This is a genomic window from Stenotrophomonas sp. YJH_SMC_110 (assembly GCF_059369255.1).
In genome coordinates, this window is sequence record NZ_JCAFSM010000004.1 from 36,605 (window position 1) to 52,076 (window position 15,472).

Genomic DNA, 15,472 nt, shown 5'->3' on the forward strand with positions numbered 1-15,472 from the left:
TTCCGATCCGGGACAGCATGAACAGACCCTCTCCCAGCCGCCGCCAGCAGCTGATCCAGCACTGGGGCGCCATCCTCTGGCCCAGCTTCATCGCTGCCGGCCTGGCCAGCGTGGTGTTCTTCGCCTTCGTCGACCCGCTGCGGTTGCAGGCGATCAGCTTCCCGGGCAAGGCGATCAGCCGTGAACTGGGCTATACGACAGGATTCTTCATGTTCTGGTCGGTGACCGCACTTTCCAGCGCAGTCACCTGGTACCTGCAGCGGCCCCTGCCGAGCGATGACGACGACGAGCTGCCGCTGGGATGAGTACGCCCTGTACCGGAACCGGAACCCCACGCCCCTGGCGTTGGCGCGGCGCGCTCAGCGCGCTCTTGCTGATTCTGTTCTATGCCCTGCCATGGCTGCGCTGGAATGGACACCAGGCCCTGCTGCTGGACATCAACGCACGGCGCTTCGACCTGTTCGGCTGGACGTTGTGGCCCGGCGATGTCGGCGTGCTGATCGGGTTGCTGGCGGTGCTGGCGGTGGGCCTTGCGCTGCTCACCCACCTCGCCGGCCGCATCTGGTGCGGTCATGCCTGCCCGCAGACGCTGTGGCGTCGTGCCTTCGACTGGATCGCGCACGGCATGGCCAAGGTCTTGCCAGTGCCAGCCGTGCGCCCGGCCACCCAGGTCGCCTGGGGGTTGCTGTCGCTGTGGACTGGCATCACCTTCGTCGGCCTGTTCAGCCCGATCGCCGGACTGCTGGCCGCCGCTCCGCATGCCGGCTGGAGCGGCTGGGAAACATTCTGGGTGCTGTTCTATGCCGCCGCCACCTGGGGCAATGCCGGCTTCCTGCGCGAGCAGGTGTGCCGTTCGCTGTGCCCGTTCGCGCGCATGCAACCACTGCTGATCGATCCACATACACCACGCATGCTGTACGACGCGCGCCGCGGCGAACCGCGCGGCATGCGCCCTCCGGGCATGGGGGGCGTGCTCGGACGCGGACGCGGCCTGCTCGACCCGACCACCGCACAGGACTACGTGTTCCGCGCCGCACATCCGCTGCTGGCCGGACCGATGCCCACCTTCAGCGCCGATCGCCTGGGCGACTGCACCGACTGCGCCGCGTGTGTCAGCGCCTGCCCGATGCAGCTGGACATCCGCCAGGGACCGCAGGCCGATTGCCTGGCCTGCGGCGCCTGCCTGGACGCCTGCTCGCGGCAGCAGCACCAGGCCGGTTTCGGCCCGGGGCTGGTGCGCTACTGCAGTCCGCAGGCCATGGCCGGGCAACCGCGGCAATGGTGGCGACCGCGGACCCTGGCACTGCTGTCAATGCTGCTGGCGCTGTTGGCCTGTGGCGCCTGGCGCCTGCTTTGAATCAACGGGTCAACGCGGCCCGTTGGCGTGCGGCGGCACCAGCTGCGCACGTCGGACGATGCCGAGCTGTTCGATGATCAGCGCCATTTCATTGGTGACTTCGGTACGCTCGGTCCCCTGCGGGACCAGGCGGTCCAGCACCTGCTGGTAGGTATCCCAGAACGCCGGACCGCATCCGTGTTTGTGATAACTGGCTTCCAGTTCGCGGCGTACCCGTTCAGCCAAGCCATGCATGCCGTATTCCATACGACCTCCGTTGGACCTGTTCTGCATCGTTGACGGTCTACCGACTCACTTGCGAGCTACTGAAAGACTCCCGGGCTTCACGCCCGGTTGATGCCAATTAGTCATAGATTTCACGACAGGTCAATTACATGCAGCGACTTTCGTGATCGAAATTATTAATCGTTCACGAAACCACATACGGGATGACAGGCTTCCCGGATGGGCCGGAGCCGACAACCTACCCGATTCCTCCAGCCTGTGCCCTGGTAGGCCTCATCGATAGCCCGACCCCGTTCCATCGAAGTTTCCTATGTTGCTAAGCATACTTAGCAAATGGCACTTAGAGTGCTATATGCGACAAAAGGCGGCGCAGTTGAGGCTTATTCGCCCTGCGTGGCTTCAGTTGCCGGGAACAGGTTGGGATAGCGCTGATGCAGGATGTATTGGCGTAACGCAGGAATCGGGAAATCCTTGGGCCATTGCGACACTGCAGATCGGCTTATGCCAAAGAAGCGCGCCAGTTCGGCATCGGTGCGGAAACCCAGCCGGGTGCGCACCTGCCCCTTGCTCCAGAATTCGGTCACGGTCGGTCCTTCTATTAACCAGACTTATTCTTGGAACAAGGGATCTTTGCGATCCACGCGTTAAGCTGGCTTGCATAGATGAATACTCTCGGCCAACGACTCGCCATTGCCATGAAGAAAGCCGGGCACCCTCGCCCGGCCGATCTGGCCCGCGCCGCCGATTCGACGACGGCAACCATCAGCAACTGGCTCAACGACCACGTCAGCCCCGCCCATGTGAAGGCCGAACAGCTGTTCCGCATCGCCGATGCGGCCAAGCTGGACGCGCGTGAACTGCTGTATGGCGTGAGCGGGCTTGGCGTCGGTGAGCGGGGCAATACCTATATCCCCAGCCAGGCCCACCTGGATGTCTGGCAGGACGCCTACGAACTGGTCAGCCATCTGGTGGAAGAGAAGGGCCTGGAGATCGACCACCGCCGCCACGCGGCCCTGGACCTGCTGGCCTTCGAACTGCTGATGGACGGCTTCAGCCGCAGCAAGGTCATCCGGGTGCTGACGACCTCGATGACGTGAATGCACTACCGCTGGTAGCATGGTCGCCGATGGGGATGGGGCTCCCCCGATAACCGCCTGAAAGGGCTGATGGCTCCTGCCAGGACGAACCGGCGTTCGTCGATGGCAGGCCGTGCCTGCCCTCGGCGTTCGCCATCGAATCAGCGAACCCGTACCCGAGGCACGTGATGCACGCATTGAACAACTACTTGCTGGTCTTCATCGGCGGCGGGCTCGGCGCCTGCCTTCGCCATGCCTGCAACCTGATCGGTACGCGGGTGGCAGTCGGCAGCCCGTGGCCATGGTCGACCTTCCTGATCAACATCAGCGGCGCGCTGCTGATGGGCGTGCTGGTCGAAGCCTTCGCCCTGCGCAATGGCGCCTCGCCGCAGCTGCGCCTGCTGCTGGCCACCGGCGTTCTCGGCGGCTACACCACGTTCTCCACCTATGCGCTGGAAATCGGCGTGCTGCTGCAGCGCGGCCAGCACGGCCTGGCAGCGTTGTACGCCGGCGGTTCGGTGGCACTGGGCCTGGTCGGCCTGTTCGGTGGCATGAAACTGGCCCGGCTGGTGCTGGGCTGAGACTCAGGCCGCGCCGGCGCGGGCCTGCCCGCGCCACTCGCGCGGCGACTGCCCGGTGTGCGCCTTGAATGCGCGCGACAGCGCGGCTTCGCTGCCGTACCCCACATCGTCGGCAATCCGCTTGAGCGGTCTGCCCTGGCGCAGTGCCTGCTGCGCCAGGCCCACCCGCCAGCCCTGCAGGTATTGACCGGGCGTGGTGCCCATCGCCTCACGGAAACTGGCAGCAAACACGCTGCGTGACATGCCGGCGACCTCGGCCAGGTCTTCCAGGGTCCAGGACTGTGCGGGCGCTTCATGCATCGCCACCAGCGCCAGCCGCAGCCGCGGATGCCCCAGCCCGGCAAACAGGCCACCACGCATTTCGCCCCCTTCCATCAGCTGCCGCAACACCTGGATCATCACCACCTCGAACAGCCGGTTGACCATCGCCGCACGCCCGCAACGCTGCTCGAAGGCTTCCTCGAACAGCAGTTCCAGCGCTGCGTTGCCGCCGTACAGATCGGCCAGCGGCAGGCAGATGAAATCGGGCAATGCGGCGCTGATCGGGTTGAGCCGTCCGCCCTCGAAATGCAGGTTGGCGCAGGCCATGTCGGCGCCGTGCTGCGGATCGGTGCTGAACCGATGCGGCATCGGCCGCGGGTACAGCAGCAGGCTCGGCACCTCGACCTGCACGGTCTGCTGGCCGTGGCTGACCTGCAGCGGGCCACGTCGCACCAGGTGTAACTGCCCGGCTTCATCCTCGCCCTCCAGCGTGTTGATGCCGCACAGCGCGCCGGCATGGAACACCGAGGCGGTGACCGAAAAACGTTCCAGCAGAATGGCGAGACGGTCGACCATGACGGGACTCCGGGTCAAGCGAGACTAACGCAATGTGACAGATCGTATCGGAATCGGCGGTTGAGGGGGCGGCACTGGCTGAGTGATCCGTCTCGAATTCATGCAGCTGCGCCAGCATGACGACGGCCGCCTGGTGCTGCGCTACGCCGGGCCTGCCTCGGTATAGCGCATCACCACGAAGCGCTCTTCCGCGGCCGGTGCAACGAAGTGGCGGGTGATACGTTCGAACTCCTCGTCGCTGGCCTGGAACGGATGTTCGCCGAGAGCATTGCGCGCGCGCGCAGCCGCGCCTTGCAGACCTCATCGGCAATGTCGAGGAAATGCAGTTGATGTGCAGCGCCAACCGGCGAGAACACTTCACGTGCTCACGCGCGGCTGGCTGGCGTATTGAATGGAAAATCGAGCACCACCGAAACACCGGCCTGCAGCAATGTGCGCAGATGATCGGCCAGCACATTGCGCAACGTGGCTGCACGCTGCAGATAGTCGGCAATGGAATGGATTTCGCCCGGATACAGCGCCGCCAGCCACGTGTCTTCGCTGATCAATACGTGGCGCGGCTTCAACGCCAACTGCTGCGACAGGGTGGATTTGCCGGCACCGATCTTGCCGCACACCAGGTGCAGGGTCGGCGCAGCGTCGTTCGATGAAAGGTCGTGCATCTGCATTCTCCTTGGTGGATTCATTACCCGGGAGAGCGCTGCATGCAACCCGCCTTCCCGGGCAGGTTGCTTGGCCGTGATGACCGCGCGCTACCCCGCCTTCCCGTGGGGAATGCGGATAATCGACGCGATGCTGTGCAGGGCCATGGCGCCAGCGTAGAGCGCGGCACCGCCGACCGGCAATGCCCTGCGGCAGTGCAGCGCGCGCAAGGTGGTGCAGGGATCTATGCTCGGCGCCATTCCCGCATGGAATGACCCCGATGCGACCCTTGCTTCGATGCGCACTTGCCCTCTGCCTGCTGCCCTGGATGACATCGCTGGCTGCACCGCCGCCAGCAGCGCGTACGCTCAGCGGCGAGCGGCAGGGCGCACCGTGGCGGCTGGATGTGCCTGCCGACTGGAACGGCGACCTGGTAATGCTGGCCCATGGCTATGAACCGGTCGGCGTGCCGCGCACCGCCCCCATGGCGGCCAATGACAGCACCGCACCACTGCTGGCAGCAGGTTACGCCGTCGCGCAGAGCGCCTATGCCAGCCAGGGCTGGGCGGTGGCCGATGCGATCACCGACATGGAACGCCTGCGCCAGCAGGCAGTGGGTGAACTCAAGCATGTCCGCCACACCTGGATGCTGGGATTCTCGATGGGCGGTGCCGTGACCATCGGAAGCCTCGAACGCTTCCCGCAGCACTACACCGGCGGTGTATCGCTGTGCGGTGCCAATCTCGGTGGCGAACAGATCGCGACCGATCTGCTGACCACGCTGGTCGCATTCGATTACTTCTTCCGCAAGGCCGATGGGCTGCCGGCCGCCGGCCTGGTATCGCGCGAAGCCGCCGCGCTGCCACAGGGCGAGTTGTACCAGGGCATCGCCAATGCCCTGCAACGTGATCCGTCGCACGCCGCAGTGCTGGCGCGGCGGCTGCAGGTCTCCGCTGATGCACTGGCCGGCACGATCAGCCTGCACGCGCTGGTCCTGCACGAACTGGCCACGCGCAGCGGCGGCATGCCGGTCGGCAACCTGGGGGTGGTGTACAGCGGATTCGGTGACGACGCCGCGTTCAATGCCGGCGTTCAGCGCATCGATCCCGTGCCTGCGGCACAGGCGCATGTCCGCGACACGCTGGCAATGACCGGCGCACTGAAGCGACCGCTGGTGATCCAGCTCAACCACAACGACCCGACCATCGTGCCGCACATGCAGACGGTGTATCCGCAATTGGCCGTACGGGCTGGCGCACGCCCGCTGCCACGCGTGTTGCCGCCGGTGGGCGAAGGACACTGTGGTTTTTCTGGGGCACAGGTGGTCGACGCCTTGAAAGCAGTGCAACGCTGAGTCCATCGCGTGCCGCAACGCATCACCACCGTGCCGGAAGGGGCTGCTCGGGTGGCGTGTCTTGTTCAGCCGCCAAGGCCTCGGCCTGACCAGCATGGTGCTGCACGATGCACGCCGCCCGATCGGCATGCAGGGCCAGGCGCTGACCGTGCGAGCGCGACCATGACGGGCCCAGTCAGCCGCCCAGCGTGCCCATCGTGAAGGTGTAGCCCGAGCTCATCAGGAATTCGCGCATGCGCATTTCCGCGCGCCGCGGTGAGGCCAGGCTGGCCGGCGCATACAGCGCATACACCAGGCCCGATCCCTCGATATGCTCGCGGCGGACCTCGCAGCGGGCGGTTTCCGAGGCAATCACCCATCCGTCCTTCAGCCGCTCCGGCCCGATGGATTGCCCGTTCTTCAACCGAAAGGTCAGCCAACGCACATCTGCCATGACTTTGCTCATTTCCGTTTCGCTCCGTGGCTGAAGCGACGCGTGATGTCCTTGCTCGACATTGCGGCTCCCTGAGACGTGGAACCCGACCATAGCGCCTTTCCATGTCGTGGCCGGCTGAGACTGGCGGCCGCGGCATGCGAGCTGCCGCACGGGTTCCCTCGCGGCGTCGGAAATGGCGACGGCAGGGAGCGTCCTGCCGGCGCAGTTCACAGGCAGGGAACCCGACTCACGCAGCGCGGTCGCTGCCCTGGTTCAAGGCGTGCAGCGCATCGGCCAGCGCCTGGATTTCGGCACGCAGGGCCAGCCGCTGCAACCACCGCCCGGGGATTCCGCGCGCACCATGGAATGCGCCCGCCAGCTGCCCCGCGATGGCGGCCGTGGTGTCGGCGTCCTCGCCAAGATTGGCCGCCTCGAGTACGACGGCTTCAAAGGTGTCGTGGCGATCAAAGCACCAGAGTGCAGCTTCGACACTGTCGACAACATAGCCATTGCCACGGATCTGCTCACGCACGGCACCGCGGTAGCCGCCCGCCGCGATCTGCTGCAGCCGCGCGCTCTCAACGGGGACATTGCTGAGATCCAGCACCGCGTCACGGGTGCCACCTGCCAACGCCCGCTCCAGCGCGACCGCCAGCAAGCGGCACGCCTCCAGGCACTCCTGCGCAGCGTGCGTCGTTCGCGAACTCAGCTCGGCCATTGCCTGCAGGTCGGGGGTCCCGGCGTAGCGCAATGCCACCGGCGCCAAACGCATGATCGAGCCATTGCCAGCGCTGCGTGGGTCGTCACTACCCGCCAGCGGATGGCCATCCTGCAGGAACCGGTCGATCGCAGCCCGCGTTGCCATACCGATATCGAAGCACTCGCCGGTCGCACTCCAGTACCCATGCCGGTACCAGTTGGCGTAGCGGTTCATCTGATCGTGCACATCGAAGGTGTCACAACGCACCAGGCTCTCGGCCAGGCACATCGCCATGGAGGTATCGTCGGTCCATTGCCCCGGCTGCAGCTGGAACGGCCCACCACCTACCATGTCGGTGATCGGGGTGAAGCTGCCACGAGGCTTGAACTCCAGCGTGGTACCGACGGCATCGCCGCACGCGAGGCCGAGCAAGGCGCCGCGGAAGTGATCAATCTGGTTCATCAGACCAGTGTAGCGCCACCGGATCCGCCATGACTGGCCGCCAGGCCGCGCAACGATCGCGCAAGCGGGAAAGCAATCGTAGCCAACAAAAAAGCCCTGACCGGAGTCAGGGCTTTTCAATTGGAGGCCTCAAGCGGAATCGAACCGCTGTAAACGGATTTGCAATCCGGTGCATAGCCACTCTGCCATGAGGCCAACGTACTGCGCGCCAGGAACGGAACCCTGACAAGACAAAACCCCATGATGGGGCCTGTCGGAACATGGAGCGGGAAACGAGACTCGAACTCGCGACCTCAACCTTGGCAAGGTTGCGCTCTACCAACTGAGCTATTCCCGCGTAAGCCGACATGCTACCGGAAATCCGGAAAACACACCAGCGATTTCACCTTTCTGACTGCGCGCAAAGCCTTGCGGCTCAACGTGCCCCGCCTTGCCGTGGCGGGAGAAAAACAAGGCCCCTGCCGGGGCCCTGTAGAATCTGGAGCGGGAAACGAGACTCGAACTCGCGACCTCAACCTTGGCAAGGTTGCGCTCTACCAACTGAGCTATTCCCGCAGATTCCGTTCGACCTGCGTCGAAGGAGCGCTATTGTGTCCAAATTCCTTCACGCCGTCAACAGTCTTCACATCATGCGGTCACGGGCGTCCGCACTGGGGTACGCTGCCCCGCCCAGCCCCATGCGCCCATGTTCCTTCGCGGCAAACCCTTGTTGATCGCCCTGCTGCTGCATCTGCTGGTGGCGCTGCTGTACTGGGCACTGATTCCGCTGGGAATGAACTGGTATCGCGACCATTTCGGCTTCACCGCCCATCGCGACATCGGCCTGGGCATCGCCCAGTTCCATCTGTTCTGGATGTTCATTGGCGCCCAACTGCTGATCGCAGTGTTGCGGCCATTGTTCGCCAAGCTGCTGGTGCTGGCGGCGCCGCTGGCGTTCGCCAGCTGGACGCTGATGCACGACCATCCGCTGCGCCTGGTGTACTTCACCGTTGGACCTGGCCTGCTGGCACTGGCCGCAATCGCCGCAAGCCTGCGCTATTCGTCGCGGGCAACCTCCCGCTACACCACGGACACCACCGATGCCTAGACGTTACATCCGCCTGTTCTGGCTGCTGGTCGCGCTGACCTGGCTGGCGCTGATCGCCGCACTGGTCAATGCCGGCTTCACTCCGGACTACTGGCTGCTGCACCACCTGGAAGGCGCCGAACTGCCCTACCCGACCAGCACCGTCATCGTCTTCGCGTTGCTGGGCACCGTCGAACTGGTGGTAGCCGCCTTGATCGTGCGGCCGTGGAGACTGAAACGCCTGTGGCTGCGCCTGCTGATCGCCTTCGCCCTTCTGCTGCTGTGGTCGGTGCCGTGGATGCTGTCGGCGATGCATCAGCCGCCGGTACAAGGCATGCATCTGCTGTGGCTGCTGCTGTTGGACGTGGGCCTGCTGCTGGCGCTGTGCATGGTGTCGGCGGTGAGCGCGTGGCGGGCGTTCAGGCGTCGAGGGCGCGCGGATGCGCCCCCGTTGCAGCACTAGGCCTACTTCCGGAACTCCACCCGCACATGCTGGCCGAAGCGTGCCTTGGCCCCGCCGTCGAACTCCAGCACGCACTCCACCACCTTGGCCACGCCACGCCCCGCGTCTTCAGGCAGGCGGGCCTGCGCGAACACCGGGCTGATGCGTACCACGCGTGCGGTCGGCAGCGTGCCGGTGTTCTCGGCACCATCGCTGTCCGGTACCACCGTCGCTTTCATGCCTACCTGCACCGCATCGGCATAGGCGGCACTGAGTTCGGCACGCACCTGCAGCGGGCGTGCCGGCAGCAGCGAGATCGCCGGCTTGCCGGCCTGCACGAAGGCGCCGAGGCCCGGCACCTGGCCGACCACGGTGCCGGCTTCCGGCGCGCTCAGCGACATCTGCTGCAGTTTCAGCCTGGCGTGTTCCAGCTTGTGCTGGGCCATGTCGACCTGCGCACCGGCCACGTCGACATCGGCGCGTACGCCAGCCAGCTGCTGCTTGGCCGCATCGGCCTGCTGGTTGGACGACACGCCTTCGCTCGCACCCGTGGACAGGCGGGTGGCATTGCGCTCCAGTTCGCGCAGCTGCGCCTGGCTGCCCTTCAGGCGGTCATTGGCCAGTGCGAGATCAGCGGTGGCCATCGCCACTTCCTGCTGCAGCAGCGCACCGTCCAGCGACAGCAGAAGCTGCCCCTTCTTCACCGTGGCGCCCTCCTTCACCAGCGCGGCGGTGATCGAACCATCCACCGGCGGCGCCAGCGCGATCAGGCCACCCTCGACATCGATGATGCCGCGCGCCACCGCAACCTTGCCGGCGGTGGCAGTGCTGGCTTTACCTGCAGGTGCCTGGGCGGGCGCGTCCCTGGAACAGGCGCAAAGCAGCAGTGCCGCGGACAGTACCAGGCTGAGGGGAAGCAGGTGCGACGTCTTGGTCATGGGGCGGACTCTACGGTTTCGTTCTGGCGGCGGTCATCACGGACCATGCCGTCTTCCATGGCGATCACCCGATCGGCATGCCGGATCAGGCGCGGATCGTGGCTCACGCACAGCACGGTGGCGCCATGCGCACGTGCGTAGCGGTGCAGGATGTCGATCACGCGCTGGCCGTTCTCGGCGTCCAGCGCGCTGGTGGGTTCGTCGGCGAAGATCAGCGTCGGCGACTTGGCGAAGGCACGGGCGACGGCCACGCGCTGCTTCTCGCCGCCGGACAGCTGCGCCGGACGCATGTGGCTGCGGTGGCTGAGGCCCACTTCTTCCAGCGCCTTGCGCGCCAGCGGCTCGCTTTCGCGATTGCGCATGCCGCGGTAGCCCAGCGGCAGCTGCACCTGCTCCAGCGCAGTCAACGCCGGGAACAGGTTGAAGCCCTGGAACACGAAGCCGACATGGTGCAGGCGGAAGCGCTCCACCTCGCCGCGGGTCATGTGGCCCACGTCCTGGCCCAGCGCGTGCACGCGACCGCCATCCGGCGCGGACAGGCCGGACAGCAGCGACAGCAGCGTGCTCTTGCCGCACCCCGAAGGGCCCGAGACCAGGGTCAACTCGCCCGGATAGATGTCCAGCGACAGGCCGCGCAGCACCGGCACCTGCATATCGCCGGACATGAAGCCTTTTTCCAGTGCGTCGGCCTGCAACGTGGGGGCGACGGCATGTTTGGAGGTCATCGGCCGGTCCTCAACGCAGCAGCAACGATGGATCGGAGCGGACCACACTGCGTACCGCCATGATGCTCGACAGCATGGCCATCACCGCGACCAGCGCCACGCAGCCGATGATGACCATCGGCGTCAGCTGCACCGGCACGCGCTGGGACTGTGCGATCAACAGCACGACGGTACTGAACGCCGCCGCCAGCAACATGCCCACGCCACCGATCAGCAATGCCTGCTCGAATACCACCCGTGCCAGCGCGTAGCGACCTGCGCCGAGCGCGTTGAGCGTGGCGTACTCGCGCACCGAACCAGCCACCACCGAGGCGAACGACTGGTTGGTGATCACCGCGCCGACGAAGCAGACGATGACGGCCATGAACAGCACCGCGATGCCGGCGCCGGTGTCGAACAACCAGTACTGCTGCGAACGGCTGGCGAACGCCGGCGCGGTCCAGAACTCGACCGGCGTGGCCTGGCCCATCGACGCAGCGAGGCGGTCGCGCACGCGGTCGGCCAGGTCCGGCGAGCGCAGGCCCGCCACGAAATAGGTGCTGCCCTCGTGCGGATCGGTACCGGCGATGGCACGCGCGGTATCCAGCGAGGCCAGCACGTTGACGCCACCGAGGCCACGCAGGCCCGGTTGCGCGGCGACCACACGCACCGCCTTGCCATTGATCCATGCACGGTTGCTCTGCAGGTCCACGCCGAGCGTATCCAGGTCGGCGCTGTCGACGATCACCGCCCCCGGCTCGCGCAGCTGCGCGCGCAGGTCGGCAGGCAGGATGCGCGCGAACATCATTGCGTCATCGCCGGTGGAGATGCCGGACAGGTACACCGACACGTTGCCGGTACCCTGCGCACCCGAGCGCCATTCGCCATCGACCCACTCGTAGGGTTCGACGCGGGTGACATCCGGGTCCATGCGCAGGTGGCTTTCGACGTCGGCGCTGATCGCATGGCCGTAGTTGACGCTCTGGGTGCCGGGGAAGCCGGCCCAGATGTCGGCCGAGGACGCTTTCACGTAGATCGCAGCGGTACCGAAGATGCCCAGCACCAGTGCCGCCTGCACGATCAACAGCACACCGGCGAAGCACATCGCCAGCACCACCGGCAGGAACCGGCGCCATTCATAGGCCAGGGTCTTGCGGGCCAGCGCGATCATTGCGATTCGCCCTCACCCTCGACAGGCAACGGAGCACCACCGAGGGCGCGGTAGAGCGACGCAAAGGCCAGCACGCGCGCACCCTGTGCACCGATCAGGTCGGCCTGCGCGGCGAGTGCCGCACGCTGCCCGTCAAGCTCGTCGAATTCGCTGGACAGCCCCAACTGCACCTGCCGCGCCTGCCGCTTGACCTGTTGCCCGGCGGCATCATCGGCCGCGCGCAGCGACTGGATGCTGCTGTCCTGGCGCGCCAGGCTGCCGAGCGCGCCTTCCACTTCGCTCACGCCTTCCAGCACCGCCTTGCGGTAACCCAGCAAGGCGGCATCCAGCTGCTTTTCATCGGCATGGAAGCGTGCGCGGCGCTGGCCCCAGTCCCACAGCGGAATATCGATGTACGGGCCGATCGACGGGCTCGAATCGGAATTGGAGCGGGCGTTCTGGGTGAGGTTGTAGGCGTACAGGATGGAGCCACCGAGGCTGACACGCGGATACATCGCGGCGCGTGCCGAACCCTTGCTGGCAGCAGCCTGCATCACCTCCGATTCGGCCAGCAGGATCTGCGGCCGATGGCGCAGCAGATCGGCCGGGACCTGCTGCAGCGAGAACGCACCCAGCGTCGGCGGCGTGCGATAGGCACGCCAAGCCGGGTCCGGGCCATCGCGTCCCAGCAGCAAAGCCAACGCACGGGCAGCGTTGTCCGCGTTTTCCCGTGCCTGCGCCGTGGCCGCGCGGGTGGCGGCCTGGCGTGCACGCAGGCGATCAAGTTCGCCGGGCTCATCAAGGCGCAGGCGCTGGCGTACCAGGGCCAACTGTTCGCCGCGATCGTCCACCGCCTGCTGGCGGGCCAACAGGTCCTGCTGGGCCTGCGCCACGGTCAGATCCAGATAGCTGCGCACCACGTCGGCGATCACCGCGACCTGCGCGGCACCACGCAGCGCCTCGGCGTTGCCGGCCGACGCCTGCGCGCTCAACTGCGCGCTCTCGGCGGCGCCGAACAGGCCCAGGTCCCAGATCGCTTCGATACCCGCGTGGAAGTAGGTGTCGACCGCAGCGGCATCCTGCACCTGCTTGGCGCTGGCGGTGATTTCCGGCAGGAAGCGCGAATCGGACGTGCCGGCGACAATCCGCACGGCCTGCAGGCGCAGCGTGGCCTGCTGCAGGTCGAGGTTGCCGGCAATGGCCTGATCGACCAGTCCATCCAGCGCTGGATCGGACAACACTTTCCACCACTGTTTGGCGTCCACCGCCACGCCTTGGCCCTGCGGCACCTGGGTCCAGGTGCTGGGCGTGCGATCAGGCAGATCCGGAACCGGCACCGACATGCAGCCCGCCAATGCGAGACTTGCGAGCAGCGCGCCGGGTCGCAGCACTGCCTGCAGGGAGAGTCCGCGCCCCGTCCTGGGCACTGCCACTGAAGTGATACGCCTGACCACCAGCCCGCCAACGTGTAGAAGGAGCATGAAGGCTACCGTGCGATTGTGGAGCGAACATGGAGAAATGGTCCGAAAAAGGTCACAGCACCCGTGCGGTTCAGGCAACGCCGGCGCAGGCCTTTCGCCAGCCTTTCAGTGCCTGCAGCAGGCGGAACACTGGTGCGGATTCCAGGTCATTGCGTCTGTTGCAGCCCCTCATGCCAGGTGCTTCCGATCGTCCCCACGATCGCTGCGCCCCCCCGTCATGCCGATTGCGACACCAATGTCGGAATCGCCCCCAGCTGCAGACTTACCACGCCCACCATGAAAATGTCGTGGCCCGCCTGTAGCGACCCGCCTGGCCAACGTCATGACAAACGAAAAACGCCCCCTTGCGGGAGCGTTTTTCTTGAATCTGGAGCGGGAAACGAGACTCGAACTCGCGACCTCAACCTTGGCAAGGTTGCGCTCTACCAACTGAGCTATTCCCGCAGATTCCGTTCGACCTGCGTCGAAGGAGCGCTATTGTGTCGATATTGCTGCACGGCGTCAACAGGAATTTTCACCGGCATTGCGGGAGGCGTTCAGGCCCTCAGGACCGACACCTCAGGTTCGCAGGCCACGGCGGTGGAAGTAGACCTGCTCGGCGATGCGCCGCGTGGCCCCCGTGTGCAGCAGTGCGTTGAGCGGCCAGTCGGCCTGCAGATGGTCCATCGCCCAGCGCAGCAGGCGCTTGCCGTGGAATGCCGGCGCCACCTGCCGCGCCACCCGTTCCGCTTCCGGCCCTTGCCCACGCAGATGGCGGGAAATCGCCTCACCGACCGCCCAGCCGTGCCGCCACGAGGAGTGGATGCCGCCGGCGGACAGCGGCGAGACGATGCCTGCCGCGTCGCCGGTCAGGATCACGCGTTGGCCGGTGAAGGGCCCATCCGGCCGGCCGCACGGGACCAAGCCGGCGCGGGTGGCCGAGGGACGCGCCGAAGGCGGAATGCCGACCACATTGCGCACGTGGTCGAGGAAGCCATCGATATCCGGCGGCCGTACCTGTTGCGGGTCATGACGCAGCGCCAATCCCACCTGCAGCCCGGTCGGATTCTGCGCGACCCAGCCGATGTAGCCCGGTGCGTAGCGCTTGCTGACGAAGCAATGCAGTGCATCGCCCTGCGACACCTGGAGGCCGGCGAACTCACGCTCGACGCCGTAGAGGTTGTCACGCACCTGGCCAAGCCCGGTGCGTTGTGCCACGCGTGAGCGTGCGCCGTCAGCGCCAACCAGATAGGCGCAGCGCCCTGCCCCTTCCACCTGCCAGCCGTCACCACTGCGATGGGCGTCGGTGAAGGACTGTTGCAGGCGAAGGTCGACGCCATTCGCGCGCAGCTCACGGGCCAGCCAGCGCATCAGGTTCGGCGTATCGGTGGTGAGGAAGTAATAGCCCGGTGCGGCCAGCAACACGCTGCGCAGGTTCGGCGCATACAGGCGCACGTTTGCGACTCGCTGCACCAGATGCTCGGGCATGCGCCCCAGCCAGGTCTGCTCCATCGCTTCCTTCACCACGATGCCGGTGGTGTGCAGGCGCTCACCGGGGTCGGCCTTGCGTTCCAGCACGCAGACGCGCAGCCCGTACTGGACAGCGGCCAATGCGCAGGCGGCGCCGGCGAAACTGGCGCCGACGATGACCACATCGTGGTCGTAAGCAGAGGATTGATGAGGCATCGCGGCATCGCCGGGCTGGAACGGAGATACAGCTTCGCGAGCACGCGTGGTGAGGCGATGGGGTGGCGGTGAAGCAGGGATGAAGTGCCCTGCACACAAACGAAAAAACGCTCCCTTCCGGGAGCGTTCTTCTTGAATCTGGAGCGGGAAACGAGACTCGAACTCGCGACCTCAACCTTGGCAAGGTTGCGCTCTACCAACTGAGCTATTCCCGCTTGGGAGGCGAAATTCTACCTGTTCCAAGGATGGCGTCAAGCGGTTTTTTCGGGGCCTGCGAGGCGCCTTGCACCGCGTATCCATGCATGGCGTGGATCTACCACAGCGTCTCCGCAAACTGATGGATCCGCACCATCCGTGGACGCAGCATTTCCAGTAGG

General features: G+C 65.9%; 18 protein-coding genes, 5 tRNA genes and 1 riboswitch. Of the genes, 7 read left to right on the forward strand and 16 right to left on the reverse strand.

Annotated elements, in window-relative coordinates:
* The first annotated feature begins 17 nt into the window (after window positions 1-17).
* Together AC5P6H_RS09240 and AC5P6H_RS09245 are read left to right on the forward strand one after the other, a co-directional pair.
* Window positions 18-305, forward strand: a complete 288-nt coding sequence (locus AC5P6H_RS09240; protein WP_111205968.1) for a hypothetical protein — start codon at window positions 18-20, stop codon at window positions 303-305.
* Window positions 302-1,357 (forward strand): 4Fe-4S dicluster domain-containing protein, encoded by a 1,056-nt coding sequence (locus tag AC5P6H_RS09245; RefSeq protein WP_111205967.1) that lies wholly within the window; start codon window positions 302-304, stop codon window positions 1,355-1,357. The genes AC5P6H_RS09240 and AC5P6H_RS09245 overlap by 4 nt, the downstream gene beginning before the upstream one ends.
* Window positions 1,358-1,366: 9 nt before the next feature.
* On the opposite strand, the gene AC5P6H_RS09250 is transcribed toward AC5P6H_RS09245, so the two are convergent.
* Together AC5P6H_RS09250 and AC5P6H_RS09255 are read right to left on the reverse strand one after the other, a co-directional pair.
* Complete coding sequence (locus tag AC5P6H_RS09250) at window positions 1,367-1,603, reverse strand: hypothetical protein (RefSeq protein ID WP_005416001.1); 237 nt, start codon at window positions 1,601-1,603, stop codon at window positions 1,367-1,369.
* 359 nt (window positions 1,604-1,962) lie between these two features.
* A complete protein-coding gene (locus AC5P6H_RS09255) occupies window positions 1,963-2,166 on the reverse strand; it encodes a helix-turn-helix domain-containing protein (RefSeq protein WP_014646673.1) in 204 nt (67 codons plus the stop codon).
* Between the two features lie 111 nt (window positions 2,167-2,277).
* Between AC5P6H_RS09255 and AC5P6H_RS09260 the strand changes: the two genes are divergently transcribed.
* Window positions 2,278-2,679, forward strand: a complete 402-nt coding sequence (locus AC5P6H_RS09260; protein ID WP_005415999.1) for a helix-turn-helix domain-containing protein — start codon at window positions 2,278-2,280, stop codon at window positions 2,677-2,679.
* A 22-nt stretch (window positions 2,680-2,701) separates the two neighbouring features.
* Window positions 2,702-2,765, forward strand: a riboswitch (Fluoride riboswitch).
* Window positions 2,766-2,846: 81 nt separating this feature from the next.
* Window positions 2,847-3,239, forward strand: coding sequence for a fluoride efflux transporter CrcB (gene crcB / locus AC5P6H_RS09265; RefSeq protein WP_014646672.1), 393 nt, complete (start codon window positions 2,847-2,849; stop codon window positions 3,237-3,239).
* Window positions 3,240-3,242: 3 nt separating this feature from the next.
* On the opposite strand, the gene AC5P6H_RS09270 is transcribed toward crcB, so the two are convergent.
* Together AC5P6H_RS09270 and AC5P6H_RS09275 are read right to left on the reverse strand one after the other, a co-directional pair.
* The gene (locus AC5P6H_RS09270; RefSeq protein WP_014646671.1) at window positions 3,243-4,076 is read right to left on the reverse strand and encodes an AraC family transcriptional regulator; all 834 of its coding nucleotides are present in this window, start codon (window positions 4,074-4,076) and stop codon (window positions 3,243-3,245) included.
* 365 nt (window positions 4,077-4,441) lie between these two features.
* Complete coding sequence (locus AC5P6H_RS09275; RefSeq protein WP_495202544.1) at window positions 4,442-4,738, reverse strand: P-loop nucleotide/nucleoside kinase family protein; 297 nt, start codon at window positions 4,736-4,738, stop codon at window positions 4,442-4,444.
* A 260-nt stretch (window positions 4,739-4,998) separates the two neighbouring features.
* On the opposite strand from AC5P6H_RS09275, the gene AC5P6H_RS09280 reads away from it, so the two are divergent.
* Window positions 4,999-6,072, forward strand: coding sequence for an alpha/beta hydrolase family protein (locus AC5P6H_RS09280; RefSeq protein WP_495202545.1), 1,074 nt, complete (start codon window positions 4,999-5,001; stop codon window positions 6,070-6,072).
* 175 nt (window positions 6,073-6,247) lie between these two features.
* On the opposite strand, the gene AC5P6H_RS09285 is transcribed toward AC5P6H_RS09280, so the two are convergent.
* The 5 genes from AC5P6H_RS09285 to AC5P6H_RS09305 form a co-directional block, all read right to left on the reverse strand.
* Entirely contained in the window at window positions 6,248-6,517 is a 270-nt protein-coding gene (locus AC5P6H_RS09285; RefSeq protein ID WP_032959304.1) for a hypothetical protein, read from the reverse strand.
* Window positions 6,518-6,734: 217 nt separating this feature from the next.
* Window positions 6,735-7,649, reverse strand: coding sequence for an ADP-ribosylglycohydrolase family protein (locus AC5P6H_RS09290; RefSeq protein ID WP_401729199.1), 915 nt, complete (start codon window positions 7,647-7,649; stop codon window positions 6,735-6,737).
* A 121-nt stretch (window positions 7,650-7,770) separates the two neighbouring features.
* Window positions 7,771-7,844 (reverse strand) — tRNA-Cys (locus AC5P6H_RS09295).
* A gap of 66 nt (window positions 7,845-7,910) precedes the next feature.
* A tRNA-Gly gene (locus tag AC5P6H_RS09300) sits at window positions 7,911-7,986 on the reverse strand.
* A gap of 142 nt (window positions 7,987-8,128) precedes the next feature.
* A tRNA-Gly gene (locus tag AC5P6H_RS09305) sits at window positions 8,129-8,204 on the reverse strand.
* A 130-nt stretch (window positions 8,205-8,334) separates the two neighbouring features.
* Here AC5P6H_RS09305 and AC5P6H_RS09310 point away from each other — a divergent pair.
* Window positions 8,335-8,736 (forward strand): hypothetical protein, encoded by a 402-nt coding sequence (locus tag AC5P6H_RS09310; protein ID WP_046429875.1) that lies wholly within the window; start codon window positions 8,335-8,337, stop codon window positions 8,734-8,736.
* Window positions 8,729-9,178, forward strand: coding sequence for a hypothetical protein (locus AC5P6H_RS09315; RefSeq protein WP_014646638.1), 450 nt, complete (start codon window positions 8,729-8,731; stop codon window positions 9,176-9,178). Before AC5P6H_RS09310 ends, AC5P6H_RS09315 begins: the two co-directional genes overlap by 8 nt.
* A 2-nt stretch (window positions 9,179-9,180) precedes the next feature.
* Here the strand turns inward: AC5P6H_RS09315 and AC5P6H_RS09320 are convergent, their stop codons facing one another.
* The 7 genes from AC5P6H_RS09320 to AC5P6H_RS09350 all read right to left on the reverse strand — a co-directional run bounded on the left by AC5P6H_RS09320 (window position 9,181) and on the right by AC5P6H_RS09350 (window position 15,310).
* Entirely contained in the window at window positions 9,181-10,095 is a 915-nt protein-coding gene (locus tag AC5P6H_RS09320) for an HlyD family secretion protein (RefSeq protein WP_495202546.1), read from the reverse strand.
* The gene (locus tag AC5P6H_RS09325) at window positions 10,092-10,820 is read right to left on the reverse strand and encodes an ABC transporter ATP-binding protein (RefSeq protein ID WP_049404602.1); all 729 of its coding nucleotides are present in this window, start codon (window positions 10,818-10,820) and stop codon (window positions 10,092-10,094) included. Before AC5P6H_RS09325 ends, AC5P6H_RS09320 begins: the two co-directional genes overlap by 4 nt.
* A gap of 10 nt (window positions 10,821-10,830) precedes the next feature.
* On the reverse strand, window positions 10,831-11,970 hold the full coding sequence (locus AC5P6H_RS09330) for an ABC transporter permease (protein WP_032959316.1): 1,140 nt from the start codon (window positions 11,968-11,970) through the stop codon (window positions 10,831-10,833).
* Window positions 11,967-13,430 (reverse strand): efflux transporter outer membrane subunit, encoded by a 1,464-nt coding sequence (locus AC5P6H_RS09335; protein ID WP_495202547.1) that lies wholly within the window; start codon window positions 13,428-13,430, stop codon window positions 11,967-11,969. The genes AC5P6H_RS09330 and AC5P6H_RS09335 overlap by 4 nt, the downstream gene beginning before the upstream one ends.
* A 368-nt stretch (window positions 13,431-13,798) precedes the next feature.
* A tRNA-Gly gene (locus AC5P6H_RS09340) sits at window positions 13,799-13,874 on the reverse strand.
* A 114-nt stretch (window positions 13,875-13,988) separates the two neighbouring features.
* On the reverse strand, window positions 13,989-15,095 hold the full coding sequence (locus tag AC5P6H_RS09345; RefSeq protein ID WP_478406377.1) for an NAD(P)/FAD-dependent oxidoreductase: 1,107 nt from the start codon (window positions 15,093-15,095) through the stop codon (window positions 13,989-13,991).
* 139 nt (window positions 15,096-15,234) lie between these two features.
* Window positions 15,235-15,310, reverse strand: a tRNA-Gly gene (locus AC5P6H_RS09350).
* Window positions 15,311-15,472 lie beyond the last annotated feature (162 nt).

Coding starts and splice junctions, on each gene's coding strand:
- AC5P6H_RS09240 (WP_111205968.1), top strand. CDS start 18: ATGAACAGACCCTCTCCCAGCCGCCGCCAGCAGCTGATCCAGCACTGG.
- AC5P6H_RS09245 (WP_111205967.1), top strand. CDS start 302: ATGAGTACGCCCTGTACCGGAACCGGAACCCCACGCCCCTGGCGTTGG.
- AC5P6H_RS09250 (WP_005416001.1), bottom strand. CDS start 1,603: ATGGAATACGGCATGCATGGCTTGGCTGAACGGGTACGCCGCGAACTG.
- AC5P6H_RS09260 (WP_005415999.1), top strand. CDS start 2,278: ATGAAGAAAGCCGGGCACCCTCGCCCGGCCGATCTGGCCCGCGCCGCC.
- crcB (WP_014646672.1), top strand. CDS start 2,847: ATGCACGCATTGAACAACTACTTGCTGGTCTTCATCGGCGGCGGGCTC.
- AC5P6H_RS09270 (WP_014646671.1), bottom strand. CDS start 4,076: ATGGTCGACCGTCTCGCCATTCTGCTGGAACGTTTTTCGGTCACCGCC.
- AC5P6H_RS09275 (WP_495202544.1), bottom strand. CDS start 4,738: ATGCACGACCTTTCATCGAACGACGCTGCGCCGACCCTGCACCTGGTG.
- AC5P6H_RS09280 (WP_495202545.1), top strand. CDS start 4,999: ATGCGACCCTTGCTTCGATGCGCACTTGCCCTCTGCCTGCTGCCCTGG.
- AC5P6H_RS09285 (WP_032959304.1), bottom strand. CDS start 6,517: ATGAGCAAAGTCATGGCAGATGTGCGTTGGCTGACCTTTCGGTTGAAG.
- AC5P6H_RS09290 (WP_401729199.1), bottom strand. CDS start 7,649: ATGAACCAGATTGATCACTTCCGCGGCGCCTTGCTCGGCCTCGCGTGC.
- AC5P6H_RS09310 (WP_046429875.1), top strand. CDS start 8,335: ATGTTCCTTCGCGGCAAACCCTTGTTGATCGCCCTGCTGCTGCATCTG.
- AC5P6H_RS09315 (WP_014646638.1), top strand. CDS start 8,729: ATGCCTAGACGTTACATCCGCCTGTTCTGGCTGCTGGTCGCGCTGACC.
- AC5P6H_RS09320 (WP_495202546.1), bottom strand. CDS start 10,095: ATGACCAAGACGTCGCACCTGCTTCCCCTCAGCCTGGTACTGTCCGCG.
- AC5P6H_RS09325 (WP_049404602.1), bottom strand. CDS start 10,820: ATGACCTCCAAACATGCCGTCGCCCCCACGTTGCAGGCCGACGCACTG.
- AC5P6H_RS09330 (WP_032959316.1), bottom strand. CDS start 11,970: ATGATCGCGCTGGCCCGCAAGACCCTGGCCTATGAATGGCGCCGGTTC.
- AC5P6H_RS09335 (WP_495202547.1), bottom strand. CDS start 13,430: ATGCTCCTTCTACACGTTGGCGGGCTGGTGGTCAGGCGTATCACTTCA.
- AC5P6H_RS09345 (WP_478406377.1), bottom strand. CDS start 15,095: ATGCCTCATCAATCCTCTGCTTACGACCACGATGTGGTCATCGTCGGC.